At 67.5% G+C, this 21,371-nt stretch carries 15 protein-coding genes; 9 read left to right on the forward strand and 6 right to left on the reverse strand.

Translation table 11 applies throughout. The annotated features are described in order from the left end of the window. The first annotated feature begins 13 nt into the window (after positions 1-13). Together HWX25_RS18225 and HWX25_RS18230 are read left to right on the forward strand one after the other, a co-directional pair. A complete protein-coding gene (locus HWX25_RS18225; RefSeq protein WP_175909532.1) occupies positions 14-1,594 on the forward strand; it encodes a TPM domain-containing protein in 1,581 nt (526 codons plus the stop codon). An 80-nt stretch (positions 1,595-1,674) separates the two neighbouring features. Then, the gene (locus HWX25_RS18230) at positions 1,675-2,295 is read left to right on the forward strand and encodes a LemA family protein (RefSeq protein WP_059691292.1); all 621 of its coding nucleotides are present in this window, start codon (positions 1,675-1,677) and stop codon (positions 2,293-2,295) included. A 17-nt stretch (positions 2,296-2,312) separates the two neighbouring features. Here the strand turns inward: HWX25_RS18230 and pbpC are convergent, their stop codons facing one another. Together pbpC and HWX25_RS18240 are read right to left on the reverse strand one after the other, a co-directional pair. Beyond that, complete coding sequence (gene pbpC / locus HWX25_RS18235; RefSeq protein ID WP_175909534.1) at positions 2,313-4,550, reverse strand: penicillin-binding protein 1C; 2,238 nt, start codon at positions 4,548-4,550, stop codon at positions 2,313-2,315. A gap of 10 nt (positions 4,551-4,560) precedes the next feature. Then, positions 4,561-10,593, reverse strand: coding sequence for an MG2 domain-containing protein (locus HWX25_RS18240; protein ID WP_175909535.1), 6,033 nt, complete (start codon positions 10,591-10,593; stop codon positions 4,561-4,563). Positions 10,594-10,903: 310 nt separating this feature from the next. Here HWX25_RS18240 and HWX25_RS18245 point away from each other — a divergent pair, with 310 nt between their 5' ends. The 5 genes from HWX25_RS18245 (at position 10,904) to HWX25_RS18265 (ending at position 16,072) form a co-directional block, all read left to right on the forward strand. Next, positions 10,904-11,410, forward strand: a complete 507-nt coding sequence (locus HWX25_RS18245; protein WP_059691289.1) for a sugar dehydrogenase complex small subunit — start codon at positions 10,904-10,906, stop codon at positions 11,408-11,410. Continuing rightward, positions 11,410-13,029, forward strand: a complete 1,620-nt coding sequence (locus HWX25_RS18250) for a GMC family oxidoreductase (RefSeq protein WP_175909536.1) — start codon at positions 11,410-11,412, stop codon at positions 13,027-13,029. Before HWX25_RS18245 ends, HWX25_RS18250 begins: the two co-directional genes overlap by 1 nt. Before the next feature lie 2 nt (positions 13,030-13,031). Next, complete coding sequence (locus HWX25_RS18255; protein ID WP_175909537.1) at positions 13,032-14,309, forward strand: cytochrome c; 1,278 nt, start codon at positions 13,032-13,034, stop codon at positions 14,307-14,309. A 176-nt stretch (positions 14,310-14,485) separates the two neighbouring features. Next, the gene (locus tag HWX25_RS18260; protein WP_175909538.1) at positions 14,486-14,905 is read left to right on the forward strand and encodes a DoxX family protein; all 420 of its coding nucleotides are present in this window, start codon (positions 14,486-14,488) and stop codon (positions 14,903-14,905) included. Positions 14,906-14,968: 63 nt separating this feature from the next. Next, on the forward strand, positions 14,969-16,072 hold the full coding sequence (locus tag HWX25_RS18265) for a porin (RefSeq protein WP_059533872.1): 1,104 nt from the start codon (positions 14,969-14,971) through the stop codon (positions 16,070-16,072). 195 nt (positions 16,073-16,267) lie between these two features. On the opposite strand, the gene HWX25_RS18270 is transcribed toward HWX25_RS18265, so the two are convergent. Further along, complete coding sequence (locus tag HWX25_RS18270; protein ID WP_175909539.1) at positions 16,268-17,587, reverse strand: MFS transporter; 1,320 nt, start codon at positions 17,585-17,587, stop codon at positions 16,268-16,270. A gap of 43 nt (positions 17,588-17,630) precedes the next feature. Continuing rightward, complete coding sequence (locus HWX25_RS18275; protein ID WP_175909540.1) at positions 17,631-18,815, reverse strand: M20 aminoacylase family protein; 1,185 nt, start codon at positions 18,813-18,815, stop codon at positions 17,631-17,633. 180 nt (positions 18,816-18,995) lie between these two features. Between HWX25_RS18275 and HWX25_RS18280 the strand changes: the two genes are divergently transcribed. Beyond that, positions 18,996-19,898, forward strand: coding sequence for a LysR substrate-binding domain-containing protein (locus HWX25_RS18280; protein WP_059819254.1), 903 nt, complete (start codon positions 18,996-18,998; stop codon positions 19,896-19,898). A gap of 177 nt (positions 19,899-20,075) precedes the next feature. Further along, complete coding sequence (locus HWX25_RS18285; protein ID WP_006478890.1) at positions 20,076-20,396, forward strand: pyrimidine/purine nucleoside phosphorylase; 321 nt, start codon at positions 20,076-20,078, stop codon at positions 20,394-20,396. A 112-nt stretch (positions 20,397-20,508) separates the two neighbouring features. Here HWX25_RS18285 and HWX25_RS18290 read toward each other — a convergent pair whose 3' ends face one another. Continuing rightward, positions 20,509-20,841: a hypothetical protein gene (locus HWX25_RS18290; RefSeq protein WP_175909541.1), complete on the reverse strand. Its 333-nt coding sequence runs from the start codon at positions 20,839-20,841 to the stop codon at positions 20,509-20,511. Between the two features lie 297 nt (positions 20,842-21,138). After that, a partial coding sequence (locus HWX25_RS33295) for a hypothetical protein (RefSeq protein WP_208456463.1) occupies positions 21,139-21,371 on the reverse strand: 233 nt, incomplete at its 5' end.

Consider the following 21,371-nt stretch of genomic DNA (forward strand, 5'->3'; position numbering starts at 1 on the left):
ATTCCGGCGGTGCATGCTCGCTTTCTCGACAGAGCGCGGGGAGCGCGTGCCGGAAGATGAGTCTTGTCAATCCTGCTCGCGCGAGCCGCACGTAGCACCGGCGCGATCGGCAACCGCCCGGGTCCGGAACCTTTCAATTCCCTTCGCAACTGGTTATGCTGCGGGACGATCAAAAAACGACGAGAGAACGCGCCATTCCCGACGGAACCGGCGCGCCGTTTCCGACATGAACCTGAAACGACTGACGCGGCGGTCACGCCTCCCGGATTGCGAGGGCGATCCGGCATCGATGGCATGCACGACCCGCAACGCGGCGCGGCCCGCCCGCATCCGCGGCAAGACCGGCACCGGCAAGGCGGTGGCGGCCGTGCTGCTGGCCGGGGCGATGTTTCTGTGCAGCGCGGCCTTCGCCGCGCCGGCGGCTGACGCCAGCGCGATTCCGTTGGCGGCCGGTGCGCCGTCGGCCTGCATGAACGTGGCTACCGCAGCCGCCTATCCCGTCGCCAACGACCCCGAAGCAGCGCCGTCGCTGACAGGCCGCGTGACCGACATGACGGGCGTACTGAGTGTCGCATGTGCGTCCGAGCTGACCGACCGTCTCGCCGATCTCGAGCGCCGGCTCGGTGTGCAGATGGCGATCCTGCTGGTGGGCTCGACCGGCCACGCGACCATCGAGCAGTTCGCGACGACGGTGTTCGAGAAATGGCGTCTCGGCGCGAGCAAGATCGACAACGGTCTGCTGCTGGTCGCCGCGCTGAACGATCGCACCGTGCGGATCGAGGTCGGATACGGCCTGGAAGACGCGATTCCGGACATCGTCGCGGGGCGAATCATCCGTGAACGCATCGTGCCGGCGTTTCGCGAGAAGCGTATCGAAGCCGGCGTGAGCGATGCGGTCGATGCGCTGGTGCGCGAGATGACGCCGCCTGAAATGGCGGCGTCGGATAGCGCACTGCCCGACGAGGACGCGCAGCGTGCGACGTCCGGCGATGCGAAGCGGTTGTCGAACGGCTTGCGGGAGAAACCCTCAGCCGACGTCGGGAGCTTCCTTTTCTGGTTACTGCTCGGGCTGACCGGTGTCGCGCTGGGTGTCGTCACCGAATGGCGCAAGCTGCGTTGGCAGGTGATGTTGCCGGCCAGCTTTCTCGTCGCGACGATCGTGCCGGTTGCGATGTTGCCGGTCGGCGCGATATTCGGAGGCGATCTGGTCGCGATGCTGGGTGGGCTGGGGATCGTCGCGACGAGCATGGGTTTCTGTGCGTGGCTCCTCGGCATCGGTCTCGTTCGCTCCGCACGCGTCCGAAAGAATACGGCGATCATCGGCGTGACGTTGCTGGCGTTGATCTGGATCGGGCATCTGATGGGATATTCGCCCGGTGAGGTTCTGCTGACGGTCTTCTGCGTGGTGATGGGGATCCTGTTGATCGTCGAAAAACTGACGGGCAGCGATTGGTCGTCATCCCGCTCCACGTCCTCGTCTTCGTCGTTCAATTGGTCATCGTCCGGCTCGGATTCGTCCAGCTCCAGTTCGTCCGATTCATTCACCGGCGGTGGCGGCTCGAGCGGCGGCGGCGGGGCATCGGGCCGCTGGTAGCCGCCGTGCGCGGCGCGAGGGCGAACGTTTCTTTTCAACTTACCGCTCCAGCCGGAGCGTTCAACCGGAAGTCACAAACAATGAAATGGTTTCGAATCCTGCTCGTGTGCTGCGTGCTCGCGCCGCTCGCCGGTTGCGGCTACAACGCGATCCAGTCGTCGGATGAAGACGTCAACGCGGCGTGGTCGGAGGTGCTGAACCAGTATCAGCGTCGTGCGGACCTCGTGCCGAACCTTGCTGCGTCGGTAAAGGGCTACGCGTCGCACGAGGAACGCGTGCTTACCGAGGTCGCGTCGGCGCGCGCGCGCGTGGGCAGCGTGCAGATGACGCCGGAGATGGCAAAGGATCCCGCCGCATTGGCGGCGTTCGATCAGCGGCAGGGCGAACTGTCGGGCGCGCTGAGCCGGCTGATGGTGGTGTCGGAGCGTTATCCGGAACTGAAGGCGAACGAGGCGTTTCGCGATCTGCAGACGCAGCTCGAAGGCACCGAAAACCGCATCGCGGTCGCGCGCGGCCGCTACATCAAGACGGTGCAGCAGTACAACGTGCAGATCCGCCAGTTCCCGGGCGTCGTGATTGCGCGGATCTTCGGCTACCAGCCGCGTCCGAACTTCAGCGTCGCGAACGAAGCCGCGATCTCGACCGCGCCCGTCATCGACTTCTCCAATCAGCCGCCGAAGGCGAACGCAGCAGGCCAGTAAGCGGCCGGCACGGGCGCTCAGGGCTTGCGCCCAGCCGGCTTCGCGAACGCGCCGCGCACCTCGAAGCCGATCGCATCCGCCACGTTGCCGCGCGCGTCGACGAGTTCGAGCCGGTGCCTTCCCGGCCACGGCATCCACGCGACGCGGTCGGCGTGCCCGATCACCTTGTCGTCGAGCCGCCACGCGAACCGCGCGGCATGTCCGGACGACCGCTCGAACCAGATCCGCTGGTTCTTCGGCGGAATGTCCGGATCGATCGCGAAGATCGTGCCGTCGGTCGGCGCGCCGATCGTCAGCGGTGCGCGCGCGCCGTCCTTGCCCGGCGTGACGGGCGCCGCGAGCCGGATCGTGTCGAGCGCCGTGCCCGCGACGAACCACTCGTCGCGCGACGGTTCGACGTCGCGCTCGAACGTGATGCGGCGCGTTTCGACACCGGCCGGCGGACGTGGCGCCCGGCTCGGCAGGTCGCGGTGCAGGTAGCCGACGACGGCCGACCACACCGGCGACGCGCCCGTCACCCCCGACACGTCCCACATTGGCGAGCCGTCCGCATTGCCGACCCACACGCCGACCGTATAGCGCGACGTGAAGCCGACCGTCCAGTTGTCGCGCATGTCCTTGCTCGTGCCGGTCTTCACCGCCGAGAAGAAGCGCGTCGCGAGCGGATTGTCGAAGCCGAACGTGCGCACGCGCGCGTTGTTGTCGGAGAGGATGTCGGTGACGACGAAGCTGGCCGCTTCGCTGAAAACGCGCGTGCTGTTGTCCGCGCGCCCCGATGCCGGTGCGCCTGAAGCGGGCGACGGCGCGGGCAGGTCGACGATCTGGCGTGCGACGCCGCCGTTCGCGAGCGCGCGATACGCATTGGTCAGCGACAGCAGCGTGACGTCCGCGCTGCCGAGCGCAAGGCTGAAGCCGTAGTAGTCGCCTTCCTGCGCAAGCGGCAGGCCGAGCGCGGTCAGCGTGCGCGCGAAGCGGTGCGGCGTGACGAGCACGAGCGTGCGCACGGCCGGCACGTTCAGCGAGCCGCCGAGCGCGCTGCGCACGCTCACCCAGCCCTTGAAATCCTTGTCGTAGTTCTGCGGAATGTAGAGTCCGCCACCGGCCGCGAGGTTGATCGGTGCGTCGTCGAGCAGCGATGCGGCAGTCAGCCGTTTCTCGTCGATCGCCTGCGCATAGAGGAACGGCTTGAGCGTCGAGCCGGCCTGGCGCGGCGCGAGCACGGCGTCGACGTCGCGCGCGCCCGACAACGCCCCCGACGAACCGACCCACGCGCGAATCTCGCCGGTTGCGTTGTCGATCACGACGACCGCGCCGTCCTGCACGTTGCGCCGGTGCGCGGGCGCGTTGAGCTCGGTCAGCGCGCGCGTCAGCGTGTCGCGCGCGAAGCGCTGCAATGGCGCATCGAGCGTCGTGCGCACCTGCGCGCCGGCCGCCGGTCTGACCTCGGCCGCAATGCGGCGCGCGAAGTGCGGGGCGAGGGCGGCGCCGTCGTCGCGCACGGCGTTGGCCGGGCGGGCGATCACGAGCTGCACGTAGCCGTCGAGCGACGCGCACGCCTGTTCCGCATGCATGTCGCGCAGGATCCGGCACGCACGCTCGGCGACCTTCGCGCTTGCCGCGTTGGGCGCACGCACCAGCGCGGCAGCGATCGCGGCTTCACGCGCGTCGAGACCGGACGGCGCCTTGCCGAACAGCACCTGCGACAGCGCGGCGAGCCCGACCGTCTCGCCGCGGAACGGCACGAGATTCAGGTAGGCCTCGAGGATCTGGTCCTTGCGCCAGCCGCGCTCGAGCAGCAGCGCGTTCATCGCCTGCGTGGCCTTCTGCGGCAGCGAGCGCTGGCCCGAGCGGCGCGGCGAATCGCTGAGCAGCCCGGCGAGCTGCATCGTCACGGTCGACGCGCCGCGCGTGCGCTCGTTCCACAGATTGCCCCACGCCGCGCCGGCGATCCCGCGCCAGTCGACGCCGCTGTGCGCGTAGAAGCGCTTGTCCTCGGACACGACGATCGCCTCGCGGAACGCGGGCGACACGTCGGCGAGCGAGACCCAGTCGCCGCGCCGTTCGGTGAGGTCGACGCGCGTGCGTTGCAGCGGCGTGCCGTCGCGCGCGAGCAGCACCCAGTCGGAACTGCGCCAGTTGCGGCGCACGTCGTCGTAGCCGGGCAGCGCGTGCGCGACCAGCGGCGCGGCCAGCACGACGGCGACGAATACGCGGCCGGCGAAACGCACCGGCCGCGGCGATACACGATCGATCATCACGTACTCGTTACTTGCCCGCGTCGGCCGGCTTCACGGTCATCGGCGGGTTCGGCCACAGGCCATACACGGACGGCGCGTACAGCGCCTCGACGCGCGTCGGCGGCAGCCCGAAGGTGCCGACGTTGTTCAGCCGCACCGTGTATTCGACCGAGAGTTTGCCCTTCGGCAGATAGTCGTAATACGCGCGGTAGCCGTCGAAGTCGCGTTCGATGAACGCCGGCCATGCGCCGTCCGGCGATTTCTCGCCCTGCGTCGCGGCTTCGGAGTCGCGACCGAGGCCGGAGCCGAGGATCGTCGCGCCGGACGGGATCGGATCGTTGACGACGACCCACGTCATGTCGCTCTGCGCATCGATGTCGAGATGCACGCGCACGACGTCGCCGCGCGTCAGCACGCCCTTGACGGCGGGCGACACGGGCGTGACGGTCTTCGTGATCCGGTAGCCGGCCGCGAACGGCGCCCGCAGCGGAACGGCCGCGAGGCTTTCGACGGTCGCCCACGGGCGGCCCGTGCCGTCCTGGGTGACGGACAGCGTGGCCGGTGCCTGCGCCGCACGCGGCCACGGCATCAGCACGCTGCGCGCGGCGGCGGCGCGGGTCGCGGCGGTGGCCGATGCGGGGGCGTCGGCGGGTGCCGGCGCCTGCGACCACGAGATTGCGCGCTCGTTGCCGCCGAGCGCGACCTTCGTCGTGCCCGCCACCGGCGTGCTCTCGTAGGTGCGCGAGAAGCGCTCGATCGCGAGCTGGCCGAGCGCGTTCGACGTCGTCGTCTGCCACGCGCCCTGGCGTTGGAGTGCGAGCAGGCCGGTCGCGATGCGCGGCATCTCGTCCTTCCACGCGGGGTCACCCGCGAATTCCAGCGCGAGACGCGCGGCGTTGGTCTCCGTGCTCGTCATCAGCCACCACAGATCGTCGTCGCGCGCGGTCGAGAACACGAGCTGCGTGCCCTGATACGTGAGGCGCGCACGCAGGATCTGCTCGACCTGCGCGCGTTTCTCGTCACGCTGCGGGATGTCCTTCACGCGCGTGAGGATCGCGTGATAGTCGATCAACGCCGACGTCGGCCACTGGTTCGGCGCGATCTCGATCGAACCGAGCATGCGGCCCTGCGCGGCGCCGTAACGCGACAACGCCTCGATCGCGGCGAGCTTGCGCAGATCGCGATCCTGGCGCGGCGCCCACGCGTTGCGCTCGATGCGGCCGTCGACGAAGCGCGCGAGCCCGGCCTCGAGCTGCGTGCGCAGGTCTTCCGGCAGCGCGAAGCGCGGATCGAGGCGGCCGGCCTCGTCGGCGACCACGAGCAGGTAGGACGACAGCGTCGGGCTGCCGTAGTGCGCATCGTCGGAAGACGGCGGGAAGTAATTCGCGAGTCCGTCGCTGTCGAGGTACACCGGTATGCGTGCAACCAGCGCCTGCCATTGCGCGGCGTCGTGCAGGCCGATCGCACGCGACGTCTGCTGTTCGAGGCAGCGGTACGGATAGCGCTCGAACCAGCGCCGCACGCCGGGCAGGCCGTCAGCGAGCTTCGACTGCAGCGACACGGCGATGCCGCCGCGCGGCGCGCCCTGTGCGTTGGTGACGGCACCGGCCGGGGCCGACACGGGCACCGTCAGCGTGCCGTCGACCTGCGTGAGCGTGGCCTGCTGCACGGTGACCGGCAGCGCAGGCACGACCTTCTGCGCGACGGCCAGCGCGTCGGACGCGCGCTTGCCGCCTTGCTCGGCCGCCTCGATGCGCCAGTTCAGCGCGCCGGCCGCGTCGAGTGCCTGCTCGGGCACGGTGATCGTCCATGCAACCTCCGTCGCCGCATTGGCCGCGAGCGACACGGTTTGCGGCGCGACGTCGAGGCCCGTCACGCGCGGCGTCACGACGACCTGCATCGCGCGATCGGTCGTGTTGCGCAGCGTGACCTGTGCGCGGAACGCATCGCCTTCGCGCACGAGCGGAGGCAGGCCGGAAATCAGCTGCAGATCCTGCGTGCTGCGAATCGACGTGCTGCCGGTGCCGAAGCGGTCGGGGCCGACCGCCGCGATCGCGACGATCCGGAAGCGCGTGAGCGCGTCGTTCAGCGGCACCGCGACGGTCGCGCTGCCGTTCGCGTCGAGCGTCACGCGTGGATTCCACAGCAGCAGCGTGTCGAACAGCTCGCGTGTCGGCGCGCTGCCGCCGCCGCCGCCGGCCGGCACGGCCTTGCGGCCGAAGTGGCGGCGACCGACGATTTCCATCTGCGCGGTGGCCGTCTCGACGCCGTACGCGCGTCGCTGCAGCATCGCGTCGAGCAGGTCCCAGCTGTCGTTCGGCATCAGCTCGAGCAGCGCCTCGTCGACGGCCGCGACCGCGATCTGCGTGCCGGCCGGTGCCGGCTGGCCGTTCGGCAGCGTGACCTTCACGTGCGCCTGCGCCTTGCCGCGCACCGTGTAACGGGTCGCGTCGGTCGTCACGGACACGCCGAGACGATGCACGCCCGTGCCGACCTTGATCTCGCCGAGGCCATAGCGGAACGCGGGCTTCGACAGATCGACGAACGCGGTTGGCGCTTCATAGTGACGGCCTTCGCGCCAGAACGCGCGAGCCCATTCGACCGGCGCCTTCCAGCCCCAGGTGAAGAACGAGTACCACGGCACTTCGCGAATCCGGCCGCGCAACGCGAGCACCGACACGTACACGTTCGGCCCCCACGACTCGCCGACCTTCAGGTCGACGGTCGGGTTCTTGCCGTTGAGTTCGACGACGTGCGTTTCCATCACACCGCCGCGTTCGACCGCGACGAGCGCGGTTGCGTAGCGGAACGGCATGCGAACCTGGAAGCGGGCCGTTTCGCCCGCCTCGTAAGACGTCTTCTCCGGGATCACGTCGATCCGGTCGGTGTTGTCGCCGCCGAACCAGAGTTCGTCCTCGCGCGTGACCCAGACGGACGTCGACGCGTTCGACGTGCGGCCGTCGCCGTCCTTCGCGACCGCGATCAACTGGATGTTGCCAGCCTGTTCGAGCGTCGCGTCGCAGGCCATGCGGCCCTTGTCGTCGGTCTTGCCCGAGCACAGCACGCCGAGGTCGCGCGTGTCGCTCTTGTTGTCGTATGCGTAAAAGCCGCCGACCATCCGCTTGCGCGACGTCGTCGTGATGTGCGCGACGCCCTTGATCTCGACCGGCACCGATGCGCGCGGCTTGCCCTGCAGGTCGACCGCGAGCGCCTGCACAGGCACGCGCTGGCCGACCGACACCCAGCGGCCGGCCTTGATGCCGGCCACCACCGCGGCCGGCCACAGGATCGTGTCGCCGCGGATCGTCTGCACTTCGCCGTTCGGGTCCGCGAATGTCGCCTCGAGCGCGATGCGCTTCGGCGCGTCGACGTCGGGCAGGCCCTTGAGCGTGACGGTGCCCGCGCCGTTGCGGTCGAGCGTCAGCGGCAGCTTGTCCGCGATCAGACGGGTCGAGTCGGGATCGTTGTTCGCGGCCGATGCGCTGTCGCCGTCCTGCGCATCGTCGTCGGCATTGCCGTCGCTGCGTTCCGGACGATACGGCGTGAAGCTGAAGTCCTCGAAGCGATCCGCGAACGGGGGCGACGCCCACTTCATCAGCGCCGACACCTGCACGGGAAGGTTCGATGCGCCGCCACCCGACACGTAATCGATCTGCACCGCGAGCGGCGCTTCCTTGAGCGCGACGAGCGGGCTCTTCTGCGCGTCGCGCGCGCCGATCGTCCCCTTGAGCACCGGCAGGCGGAACGCCTCGACACGAAAGCTGCCGCTGTAGTAGCTGGCGGTCGGCGCATCGTCCGGGCCGCCTTCGAGCGACACGCTGTACTCGCCGAGCTTCGCCGCGGGCGGCAGCGTGAACTGCGTATCGGCGCTATGGTCGGCCGACCACGTGAGCGGCAGCTTGTAGGTCTGGTCGGAGCCGAGATGGCGGATCGTCACGCGCGTCGGGTATTGCGCCGGGAACGCGAGGCTCTGCAGCGTCTCGGTGCGCAGGAAGTGCTTCATCGACACGGTTTCGCCGGCACGCAGCAGCGTGCGGTCGAATACCGTATGCGCGCGCACGGTCGGCGCGCTGGCGGTGTCGGTCGGCACGTTGAAGCGCCACGATTCGATCCCGCGGTTCCAGTTCGAGCTGACGAACGCCATGTCCGGGCCCGTCTTGGGATCGTCGACGCGCGCCGACACGAAGTAGTCGTCGAAGCGTTCCGACTGGCTGCATTCATGCTTCGGCTCGAATGCGCCGTCGATCTTCAGCAGGCCTTGCGCGTCGGTCTTGCCGGACGCGATTTCGTCGCCGTTGCAATCCGACACGCGGATTCGCGCGTTCGGCACGGGCTTGCCCTTGTCGAGCGTCGTGACCCATACGAGGTTGTTCTCGCGGCCCTGTTTCAGATGCACGCCGAGGTTCGTGACGAGCACGGTGGTACGCACGTACATGCTCGACGGCTTCGCGAGCAGCGAGCGGCCGAGCGCGGGCGACGCGAGTTCGAGCACGTAGAAGCCGGGTTTTTCGATCGGCACGCCGACGACCTCGAACGGACGCAGCGCCTTCGGATCGGCCTTCGGCAGCGTCAGTGCCTGCGCACCCGGTTCGCCGGTGAGCAGCGACAGCGAGCGCACGTCGATGCGGCGGTTCTGCGGCGCGGGCATCTTCTCGCCGGCCTGGAGCGGCACGTAGACGGGGTGCTGGCCCTTGCGCCGGAGCAGGCCCGGGATGCGCTCGTCGATCGTGCCGGCCGTCATCGACCAGTTGTCGAAGCGCTCGACGGTGCGCATCCATTGAAGGATCGCGGTGTCATCGTCGACCTTCAGGTTCGAGAATTGCGCGCCGCTCGTGTTGAGGCCCGCGATATGCAGGTCGGCCTCGACGTTGCGCAGCGTGACCGGCACGAGCGCAGGCGTATCCGGTTCGGCGAATCGCTCGACGATCCCGAAGGTGCCCGACGAGAATTTCGCGAGCGGCGGCATCGGCGCGGTGCGCGTCGCGAGCGGGAACAGGTCGGCGTTCGCGAGCGAGCGGTCCGTCACGTCGCGCAGGCCGGACGGCAGCTCGATCGTCAGGTTCGCCTGCGCGGGCAGCGGCGGGTTGAACGTGACGGTGGTCACTTCGTCGCTGTGATCGTCGGCCGCGAAGGTCGGCGAAAGCGAGCCGTCAGGGCCGCGCAGCTTGATCGCCTCGGCGTTCTTGCGCGAGATCGGCGCATTGAACGACAGCGTCAGCGGACGCAGCGGCGTGCAGGGCGCCTTCGCGTTTTCGCGCTCGCACGAGAAACTCGCGGCGAACGGTGCGCGCACGGTGAAGTCGAAGCGGCGCTCGGTGTCGTTCACGATGCCGCTCGGGCTCGCGACGCCCTTGCCGTAGACGAGCTGCATCTTCGCGCTCGCGGGCAGCGCCTGCGCGCACGACAGCGTCAGCACGCGCGCGGCGTCCTTCTTCAGCCCGAAGTGGTCGAGCAGCGCGTTGCGGGTATCGTCGTCGGCGGCCGTGACGGGGATGCGGTTGCCGATGCCGACCGCTTCGCACCAGATGTTCGCGAGCGCGGAGCGCGGCTCGGCCGGGCCGTTCAGCTTCAGCACGAAGACCTGGCGTTCCTCGATCTCGCGCGTGCCGGGGCGCACCGTCACCGGGAACGGGCCGCCGGTTTGAAACGTGAAGCGGCGCGGGCCGCTGACCGCGTTGCCGGCGACCGAGCGCAGCGTGTCGTTGAGCGCGACGGAGCAGCGCACGCCGGGCGGCAGGTCGTTCTCGAAATCGTAGACCCAGGTTTTGTCGTCGAGCCAGTGCCCCTGGCCGCGCGCGGCGGTGGAGTCGTTGCAGGTCATGCGCGCGGGACTCGGCGCGGACGCCGAACCGAACGCGACCATCGGTTCGTCGAACTTGACGACGCTTTGCCGGACTTCGGTGACGGTGCCTTGCGGCGACACGCTCACCGTGCGTGCGGCGCCCGCATGCAGCGACAGTGCCGCGGCAGCGCCGAGCGCCGTGACCGCGCCAATGCGCCAGAGCAGCCGTGTGGTGTGACGGGTTGAATTCGTGTTGTTGTGTTTGTTGTGCTGCTTCATCGCTCGATGCCCTCGGAGGGAAGCTTTCTGTTTGATTGCACGCGATTCTAACCGACGCGCATGTGAGCAGATGAAGGGAGGGGGAGGCGGCGTGTCGCCAGCTCGCGACACACCGGCATCCGGAAGCAGAATTGTCGCGTCGACGACACAAAAATGCAGCGAAATGTCGATTGTCTCGGATTGCGGAACATTTATTGGACTATAAAAGCATTGTTCAATTCGAATTGTGCGCGTACATTTCAGGGCCGCGCGAAAGTTTGAGAAATATCAAGCGTGGTTTTCCCGAATCCGGTGTTCGAGAGAAGGAAACATGCACAACGACAACACCCCCCACTCGCGTCGCGATCGCGACGCAGCCGCATCCGGCATCACGCGGCGTCAATGGCTGCAGGGCGCACTGGCGCTGACGGCGGCAGGCCTCACCGGCTCGCTGGCGTTGCGGGCCCTGGCCGATAATCCCGGCTCCGCGCCGCTCGATACATTCATGACGCTCTCCGAGGCACTGACAGGCAAGAAAGGGCTGAGCCGCGTGCTCGGCGACCGCTTCCTGCAGGCCTTGCAGAAGGGCTCGTTCAAGACCGCCGACGGCCTCTCGCAACTCGCGGGCGCGCTCGCGTCCGGTTCATTGAATCCCGATCAGCAGGCCTCTGCGCTGTCGATTCTCGAAGCGTGGTATCTCGGCATCGTCGACAACGTCGTGATTACTTACGAAGAAGCGTTAATGTTCAGCGTCGTGTCCGATACGCTCGTGATTCCTTCGTATTGCCCCAACAAACCCGGCTTCTGGGCCGAAAAACCGATCGAGAGGCAAGCCTGATGGCCGATACCGATACGCAAAAAGCCGACGTCGTGGTCGTCGGGTCCGGTGTCGCAGGCGCGATCGTCGCGCATCAGCTCGCGATGGCCGGCAAGTCGGTGATCCTGCTCGAGGCAGGCCCGCGCATGCCGCGCTGGGAAATCGTCGAACGCTTCCGCAACCAGCCCGACAAGACGGACTTCATGGCGCCGTACCCGTCGAGCCCGTGGGCGCCGCATCCGGAATACGGCCCGCCGAACGACTACCTGGTCCTGAAGGGCGAGCACAAGTTCAACTCGCAGTACATCCGCGCGGTGGGCGGCACGACGTGGCACTGGGCCGCGTCGGCATGGCGTTTCATCCCGAACGACTTCAAGATGAAGACCGTGTACGGCGTCGGCCGCGACTGGCCGATTCAGTACGACGACCTCGAGCATTACTACCAGCGCGCGGAGGAAGAGCTCGGCGTGTGGGGCCCCGGCCCCGAGGAAGATTTGTACTCGCCGCGCAAGCAGCCGTATCCGATGCCGCCGCTGCCGTTGTCGTTCAACGAGCAGACGATCAAGAGCGCGCTCAACGGCCATGACCCGACGTTCCATGTGGTGACCGAGCCGGTCGCGCGCAACAGCCGTCCGTACGACGGCCGGCCAACCTGTTGCGGAAACAACAACTGCATGCCGATCTGCCCGATCGGCGCGATGTACAACGGCATCGTGCACGTCGAGAAGGCCGAGCAGGCCGGCGCGAAGCTGATCGACAGCGCTGTGGTCTACAAGCTCGAGACGGGGCCGGACAAGCGCATCGTCGCCGCGATCTACAAGGACAAGACGGGCGCCGACCATCGCGTCGAGGGCAAGTACTTCGTGGTCGCTGCGAACGGCATCGAGACGCCGAAGATCCTGCTGATGTCGGCGAACCGCGACTTCCCGAACGGCGTCGCGAACAGCTCCGACATGGTCGGGCGCAACCTGATGGATCACCCGGGCACGGGCGTGTCGTTTTACGCGAGCGAGAAGCTGTGGCCGGGCCGCGGCCCGCAGGAAATGACGTCGCTGATCGGTTTCCGCGACGGTCCGTTCCGCGCGACCGAAGCCGCGAAGAAGATCCACCTGTCGAACATGTCGCGCATCAACCAGGAAACGCAGAAGATCTTCAAGGCCGGCAAGCTGATGAAGTCCGACGAGCTCGACGCGCAGATCCGCGATCGTTCGGCCCGCTACGTGCAGTTCGACTGCTTCCACGAAATCCTGCCGCAGCCCGAGAACCGCATCGTGCCAAGCAAGACGGCCACCGACGCGATCGGCATTCCGCGCCCGGAAATCACCTATGCGATCGACGACTACGTGAAGCGCGGCGCCGTGCACACGCGCGAAGTCTATGCGACCGCGGCGCAGGTGCTGGGCGGCACGGACGTCGTGTTCAACGACGAGTTCGCGCCGAACAACCACATCACGGGCGCGACGATCATGGGCGCGGATGCGCGCGACTCGGTCGTCGACAAGGACTGCCGCACGTTCGACCATCCGAACCTGTTCATCTCGAGCAGCTCGACGATGCCGACCGTCGGCACGGTGAACGTGACGCTGACGATCGCGGCGCTGGCGCTGCGGATGTCGGACACGCTGAAGAAGGAAGTCTGACCGTGCGGAAATCTACTCTCACCTTCCTCCTCGCCGGCTGCCTTGCGCTGCCGGGCCTCGTGCGCGCGGCCGACTCGGCCGATCCCGCGCAGATCAAGCGCGGCGAATATCTGGCGGTCGCGGGCGACTGCATGGCCTGCCACACCGCGAAGGGCGGCAAGCCGTTTGCCGGCGGCCTCGGAATGCCGGTGCCGATGCTCGGCAAGATCTACACGAGCAACATCACGCCCGACCCGGACACCGGCATCGGCAACTGGACATTCGACGACTTCGAACGCGCGGTGCGTCACGGCGTCTCGAAGAACGGCAGCAACTTGTATCCGGCGATGCCGTACGTGTCGTACACGAAGATCAACGACGACGACGTGCAGGCGCTGTATGCGTACTTCATGCACGGTGTCGAACCGGTCAAGCAGACGCCGCCGAAGAACGAGATTCCCGCGCTGCTGAGCATGCGCTGGCCGCTGAAGATCTGGAACTGGCTGTTCCTGAAGGACGGCGCGTACCAGCCGAAGCCGGCGCAGAGCGCCGAGTGGAACCGCGGCGCGTATCTGGTGCAAGGCCTCGCGCACTGCAGCACGTGTCACACGCCGCGCGGCATCGCAATGCAGGAGAAGTCGCTCGACGAGACGGGCGGCAGCTTCCTGTCGGGTTCGGTGCTGGCGGGCTGGGACGGCTACAACATCACGTCCGACCCGAACGCGGGGATCGGCGGCTGGACGCAGCAGCAGCTCGTCCAGTACCTGCGTACCGGCAGCGTGCCGGGTGTCGCGCAGGCGGCCGGTCCGATGGCCGAGGCGGTCGAGCACAGCTTCTCGAAGATGACCGACGCCGACATCGGCGCGATCGCGACGTATATCCGCACGGTGCCGGCCGTCGCCAGCGGCGACGCGAAGCAGTCGCGCTCGTCGTGGGGCAAGCCGGCGGAAGACGGCCTGAAGCTGCGCGGCGTGGCGCTCGCAGCGTCGGGCATCGATCCGGCGCGGCTGTATCTCGGCAACTGCGCGACGTGCCACCAGATGCAGGGCAAGGGCACGCCGGACGGCTATTACCCGTCGCTGTTCCACAACTCGACGGTCGGTGCGCCGAATCCGGCGAACCTGGTGCAGGTGATCCTGAACGGCGTGCAGCGCAAGGCCGGCAGCGAGGACGTCGGGATGCCCGCGTTCCGCAACGAGCTGTCGGATGCGCAGATCGCCGCGCTGACGAACTACCTGACCGGCCAGTTCGGCAATCCGGCCGCGAAGGTGACCGAGCAGGACGTCGCGAAGGCGCGTTGACGCCAGGCGCGACGCGGCATGAAGCAGGGCAACACTGACGAGAGGAGGAGCACAGCACATCGGGCGGGCCCCGATGCCGGTTGTTGCAGAGCGGGGCGGGCGGCTGGCGGTCGCCCGTCCCGGTTCACAGGCAATCCGGTGCGCGCGTTTCGCGCACCGCTTTCGTTGATCACACCATGACACCGAATCAACCGTTTCTCGCGTCCCAGCGCGATGTGCTGCTGCTGCTGTCCCGAATCCTGCTCGTGATCCTGTTCGTGATGTTCGGCTGGAAGAAGATCATCGACTTCTCCGGCACGATCGCGTTCATGGGAAGCGAGGGGGCGCCCGCGCCGATCGTTTCGGCGGCCATCTCCGTGGTGATGGAGCTGTTCGCCGGCATCGCGATCCTCGTCGGTTTCCAGACGCGGCCGCTCGCGCTGCTGCTTGCGCTGTACACGATCGGCACCGGCTTCATCGGCCATCACTACTGGACGATGTCGGGCGGCGAGCAGATCGACAACATGATTCATTTCTACAAGAACATCGCGATCTCGGGCGGCCTGCTCGCGCTTTGCGCGGCGGGCCCCGGGCGTTTTTCGATCGATCGCGGGTGAACGGACCGCCGGCGCGTGCATGGGGCGTGTGCCGGACGGTCGAGACTCCGAGGGGGCATCATTTTGCGACTCAAACATTTCGCATGGCTGATCGTGGCCGCCACGCCGGCGGCCGCGTTTGCACAGACCAGCGTGACGCTGTACGGCCGTATCGACGGCGGCGTCGAATACCTGAACCACATCGCGACGCCCAATGGCAGTTCGACGCGCTGGAGCGCGGAAGGCGGCGACTGGGGCACCAGCATGTTCGGCCTGAAAGGCGTCGAGGATCTCGGCGGCGGGATGTCGACGGTCTTCAACCTGGAAACCGCGTTCCAGGTGATGAACGGCACGACGGGCGGCGGACGCATGTGGTCGCGCCGCGCGTATGTCGGGCTGAAGAGCGACACGTGGGGCCAGCTGCAGGCCGGCCGCAACCTGTTCATCGACAGCGACGGCGTGTGGGAATTCGATCCGTTCGTGCAGCAGGCGTTTTCGTCCGCATCGCTCGTGCGCGGCCGCAACTGGCAGCAGAGCAGCAACAACATCGAATATCACAGCCCGGTGATCGGCGGCTTCGACGTGCAGGCGCAATATGCGTTCGGCAACCAGTCGCGCGGCTTCAACTACGGCGCGGCCGACGACTTCGGCCGCTCGGACGGGATCATGATCTCGTATCACTCTCCGGTGCTCGACGTGCGCGGCATCTACGACGAGCTGCGCGACAACAACGGCAAGTTCAGCAACATCTTCACCGCGTCGCGCGAGTATTTCGTCGGCGCGAACGTGAAGGTGTCGAAGTTCAAGATCCAGGGCGCCTATACGCACTACCAGGCGCCGGACAGCCCGGCGGGCGTCGCCGATCGCGCCGATCACTACTGGCTCGGCGCGACCTACACGGCCACGCCGCAGTGGGCCGTGACGGGCGGCGGGTACTACGTGAAGGTCGGTGATGGCGGCGGCGATGCGTCGCACGATCCGTCGGGGCACGCGATCATGTACGTGCTCGGTACGACGTACAACCTGTCGAAGCGCACGTTCCTGTACGGGACGGTCGCGTATGTGCGCAACGGCGGCAACTCGAACTTCTCGCTGCTCGCGTCACCGCGCGACGCGACGTCGGGCACGAGCCCGATGACGGGCGAGTCGCAGACGGGCGCGTATGTGGGGATGATGCATACGTTCTGAGCGGGGCGTAGCGCACGCAAGGCACGGGTGACGATGGCCCGTGCCTTGTTGCGTTGACGGCGATGGACGTATTGTCGGCACTGCCGGTTCATGTGAGCGCTATCGATCACGCAAAAGGAAAGACCTCGCCGAAACCGGCGAGGTCAGTGGATCGACGACGTTGCGGCCGCGCACGTGCCGCGCATTGCCCGCCGTTCAATCGAGCGCCTTCCCGGCCTTCTCGTCCATGCAACGAATGGCGAGCAGCGTCAACACACCGCAGCCGATCGCATACCACGCAGGCGCATTCGGATTGCCGGTCGCCGCGATCAGCCAGGTCACGAAGAACTGCGCGAAGCCGCCGAAGATCGCGACGCCCACGCTGTACACGAGCGCGCCGCCGGTCGCCCGCACCGCCCGCGGGAACAGCTCGCCGAGCATCGCACCGGTCGCGCCGATGTTGATCGCGTGCACGACCGACAGCGCGGCGATGATCGACAGCAGCGACGCGGCGCCCGGCCATCGGTTCAGCGCGATGAACGCGGGATAGATCGCGGCCATCAGCACGATGCGCGTCCACCAGACGATCCGGTTGCGCCCGTAGACATCGGACAGGTGGCCGCCGATCGGCGTCACGAGCATCAGGATTGCGCCCGCGACGCAGCCGGCCGTCATCGACAACCAGGTCGGCAGATGCAGCACCTGCACGCCGTAGATCGCCATGTAGAACACGATGATGTAATGGATCGACGTGCCGCCGATCGTCACGCCGAGGCCCGCGAACACGGCTTTGCCGTGGTGGCGCAGCACGTCGGCGAGCGGCAGTGACGCGACCGGCTCGTCATGCGCGGCGGCGGGCGCGGCGGCCGGCACTTCCTCGACTGTGCGGCGCAGCCAGTAACCGAGCGGCACGAACAGCGTGCCGATGATGAACGGCACGCGCCAGCCCCAGCTTTCGAGCTGCGCGGTATTGAGCGTCGACGTGAGCGCGACGCCGGTGAGCGCCCCGGCGAGCGCGGCGAGCCCCTGGCTCGAGAACTGGAACGACGCGTAGAAGCCACGGCGGTGCTGCGGCGCCTGTTCGAGCAGCAGCGTCGTCGACGCGCCGACTTCGCCGCCCGATGCGAACCCTTGCAGCAGGCGTGCGAGCACGAGCAGCAGCGGCGCGGCGATGCCGACCTGCGCGAAGGTGGGCGCGACCGCGATCGTCGCGGTGCCGAGCGCCATCAGCAAGAGCGTCAGGATCATCGCCTTCTTGCGGCCGGCGCGGTCGGCATACATGCCGATCACGAGCCCGCCGAGCGGACGCGTGACGAAGCCGACGCCGAAGCTCGCGACCGCGAGCATCAGCTGCCCGAACGACGAGTGGACCGGAAAGAACAGCTTGCCGATCAGGATTGCGAAGAAACTGTAGACCGTGAAGTCGTAGAACTCGAGCGCGTTGCCGACCGCGGCGGCCGCGATCAGGCGGCGTTTCTTCGCGGCGGCGCGGGCATCGGCCGACGAGCCGGCGAACGGGAGGGCGGACGTTTCCATGGGGTTCCCCTGCTGAAGCGCGGAACTGCGTGATGAAGGGCCGTCAGGCCGTGAGCCAGGCTTCGGCGACGCGGACCCAGTAGCTCGCGCCGATCGCGAGGATGTCGTCGTTGAAGTCGTAGCCGGGGTTGTGCACCATGCAGCCGCCCTTGCTGCCGACCCCGTTGCCGATGAACGCATAGCAGCCGGGGCGCGCTTCGAGCATGAACGCGAAGTCCTCGCTGCCCATCAGCGGCGCGGCTTCGGTCTCGACGCGCTCGGCGCCGAGCATCTGGCGCGCGATGTCGGCCGCGAACGCGGTCGGTTCGGGATGGTTGACCAACACCGGGTAGCCGTAGTCGTAATCCACGTCCGCGGCGACGCCGAAGCTTTCCGCCTGGCCCTTCGCGAGCGCTTCGATGCGGCGGGCGAGCAGCGCGCGTACATCAGCGTTCAGCGCGCGCACCGACAGCTTCATCACGACGGTTTCGGGAATGATGTTGAAGGTCTCGCCGGCCTGCACGCTGCCGACCGTGATCACGGCCGCGTGCTGCGCGTCGACTTCGCGCGCGACGATCGTCTGCAGCGCGACCATGATGCTGCCCGCGGCCGACATCGGATCGCGCGCGAAGTGCGGCATCGCGCCGTGACCGCCGACGCCGCGCAGCGTGATCGTCACGCGGTCGGCCGACGCCATCGCGGCGCCGGTGCGGAATGCCATGTCGCCGGCGGCGCGGCCCGGCATGTTGTGGATCGCGAAGATCGCATCGCACGGGAAGCGATCGAACAGGCCATCGTCCATCATCGCTTTCGCGCCACCGAAGTTTTCCTCGGCCGGCTGGAAGATCAGGTTCAGCGTGCCGGAGAACTGGCGCGTCGCGGCCAGGTGACGCGCCGCGCACAGCAGCATCGCGGTGTGGCCGTCGTGACCGCACGCATGCATCTTGTTCGCATGGCGGCTCGCGTAGGGCAGGCCGGTGGCCTCCGCGAGCGGCAGCGCGTCCATGTCGGCGCGCAGGCCGACGCTGCGCGTGCCTTGTCCTTCGCGCAGCACGCCGACGACGCCCGTCTTGCCGATGCCGCGATGCACTTCGTAGCCCCATCCGGTGAGCAGTTCGGCGACGAGATCGCTCGTCAGCGTTTCCTCGAACGCGAGTTCCGGGTGCGCGTGGATGCGGCGGCGCACTTCGATGAGGTCCGGGGCGATCGCGGCGATGCCGGGGATGACGGGGTTCACGGCTTGCAGCATGGTGTCTCCTGTGGGTCCGGTGGACGTTTGACGCGCATATGACGTGAAAGGATATAAATTTCTTTTGCGCACCAGAAGCTGCTAAATTGCTTTGGTGCACACCACCGGTTGCCGCTCGGGAATACCCTGATCCTGCATGCGCCGCGCTGCACGGGGTTTCCACGAATCACGCATGCCGCCATGAAATACCATCAGCTGAAAGCGTTCGTCACCGTCGCGGACGAAGGGAGCATCCGCGCGGCCGCGCGGCGCCTGAACGTGTCGCCGGCGGCGTTGACGAAGGCGGTCAAGGAACTGGAGATCGCGCTCGGCGTGTCGCTCGTCGTGCGCACCGCGCGCGGCGTGCAGCTCACGGCGTTCGGCCAGCAACTGCAGGTGCGCGCGCGGCTGATCGTCGCCGAGATGCAGCGTGCGCGCGACGACATCGAGCAGGCGCAGGGCGCGATGACGGGCTCGGTCGCGGCGGCGATCACACCGGCCGCCGCGGTGACGATCCTGCCCGACGCGTTTCGCGCGTTCCGGCGGCGCTTTCCGGTCGCGCGCGTCAGTCTGATCGAAGGGTTCCCGGGCGTCGCGCTGCCGCGCCTGCACGACGGCTCGCTCGATTTCGCGGTGGCCGTCGTCGTGCCCGAACTGCTGGCGGCCGAGTTCGATCACGCGGAACTCTACGCGAGCCGATCGTTGATCGTCGCGCGCAAGGGGCATCCGCTCGCGTCGGCCACGTCGCTCGCCGATCTCGTCGAGGCCGACTGGCTGATGAATCCGTCGCCGGAAAGCTCGACCCAGGTGCTGTTCAACTCGTTCATCGCATACGGGCTGCCGGTGCCGCAGCGGGTCGTCGAATGCCCGAGCTTCGGCCTGGCGCACAGCCTGATGACGGGCTGCGACCTGATCGCGTCGATGCCCGAACAGCTGCTGCAAGGGGAGTGGGCGCGCGACCAGCTCGCCGTGCTGCCGATCCGCGAGCGGCTGCCCGGCGTGTCCGTGCAGGTCGTCACGCGCCGCGACAGTCCGCTCACGCCGGCCGCGGCAATGCTGCTCGACTGCCTGCGCGATTCCGCGCGCCGCAAGGGACTCAGATGAGCCGCTCGATGCGGGCCACGCAATGCATCGGGTAGTGATCCTGATTATCGGTCGCCCGCCTCGAGTCCATCCCGCTTGCGGCCCGCCTGCCGCGAGCCGGTATCATAGCGGCCGGCCTGCCGCCCCGGCCGGCTTTCGACAACACGCCATCCGGCATCCAGCAATCAGAGGCATCACATGACCAGTGCAACCCAATTCGACAACGTATCGGTCGTCAAGCGCGCGAACGTCTATTTCGACGGCAAGTGCGTGTCGCATACCGTGCTCTTCCCGGACGGCACGCGCAAGACGCTCGGCGTGATCCTGCCGTGCGCGCTCAACTTCGGCACGGACGCGCCCGAATTGATGGAAGTGCAGGCCGGCAAGTGCCGCGTGAAGCTCGACGGCAGCAGCGAGTGGCAAACCTACGGCGCCGGCGAATCGTTCTCGGTCCCGGGCAAGAGCCGCTTCGACATCGAGGTGCTGGAGACGCTCGACTACGTCTGCAGCTACCTGTAAGCGCGCAAGCAAGGTCGCGGCGCGTGCGCGCGGCCCATGCGCCTAAACAAAAAGCCCCGCCGAAGCGGGGCTTTTTGCATGCGGGCGGCGCAATGCCGTCCGGCAGCGGTGCTTACAGACAGGCGTTGATGTCGCCGGCGGCGGCCGCGTCGCCGCGCACGGCGACCCACGTCTTCGCGCCCGGATTCGGCGACGGACGAACCATCGCGGCCGCGCCGTTCGGCGGTTGCTGGCCCGGTGCGTAGACATCGGTCGCGAGGCCGTTGGCGAGCACGTTCTGCGAGATCACTTGTTGCTGCGACTTGTCGGCCCAGGTCTTGGCGATGCACGCCGAGACTTCCGGGGCGGCCTTCTGGCTTTGTCCCACGTTCTGCGCGGCCGGATCGGCCGCGTGAGCAGAAATTGCCACGGTCAATGCGATGAGCGGTAAGTATTTCACGTTCACGTTTATCTCCCTCGAGTCGTGATTGATTGAGTGGGATGCGCAGCAGAACTGCGTGCTTGTGAGATTGCATCGGACAAATGCGGTTCCGGCGATTCCGAAACAAGTTGTTAACGCGCTTGCCAAACGGCAATCCGGATGCTGTGCGTTCTGTCGCGCGGCGGCATGCGTCGTGCGTGGTCCGTATGGAGACACGGCGGCGACGTCATGCGTCGTGAGGTCGGCTCGCTGCCCTGAGATGTGGCGGATTGACGGTCGCGGCGTGCTGCATGTGTCTGCATGTCGCGCCGCGACGCTTCTTTATTGGATGACGATGTGGAACGGCTGAATGATGGCCCCGTCGCATGCGGACCATGATGACAAACTTTCGTCCGATCGATTGTCAACGAAGTTTAAACGCCGGACGCGAGCGCTTTCCAATGGAACAGGAGCCTGGACGAGGGTCTGCACTGGCTCTTGCGTAGCGCTTTCGGCGCGTTTCCAATGCAAAAGAGCCTGTTGTTGGCCCGACACGCGCGAGTTGACCGACACCG

The sequence above is a fragment of the Burkholderia sp. BCC1640 genome, from assembly GCF_902833125.1.
Lineage (GTDB): Bacteria > Pseudomonadota > Gammaproteobacteria > Burkholderiales > Burkholderiaceae > Burkholderia > Burkholderia diffusa.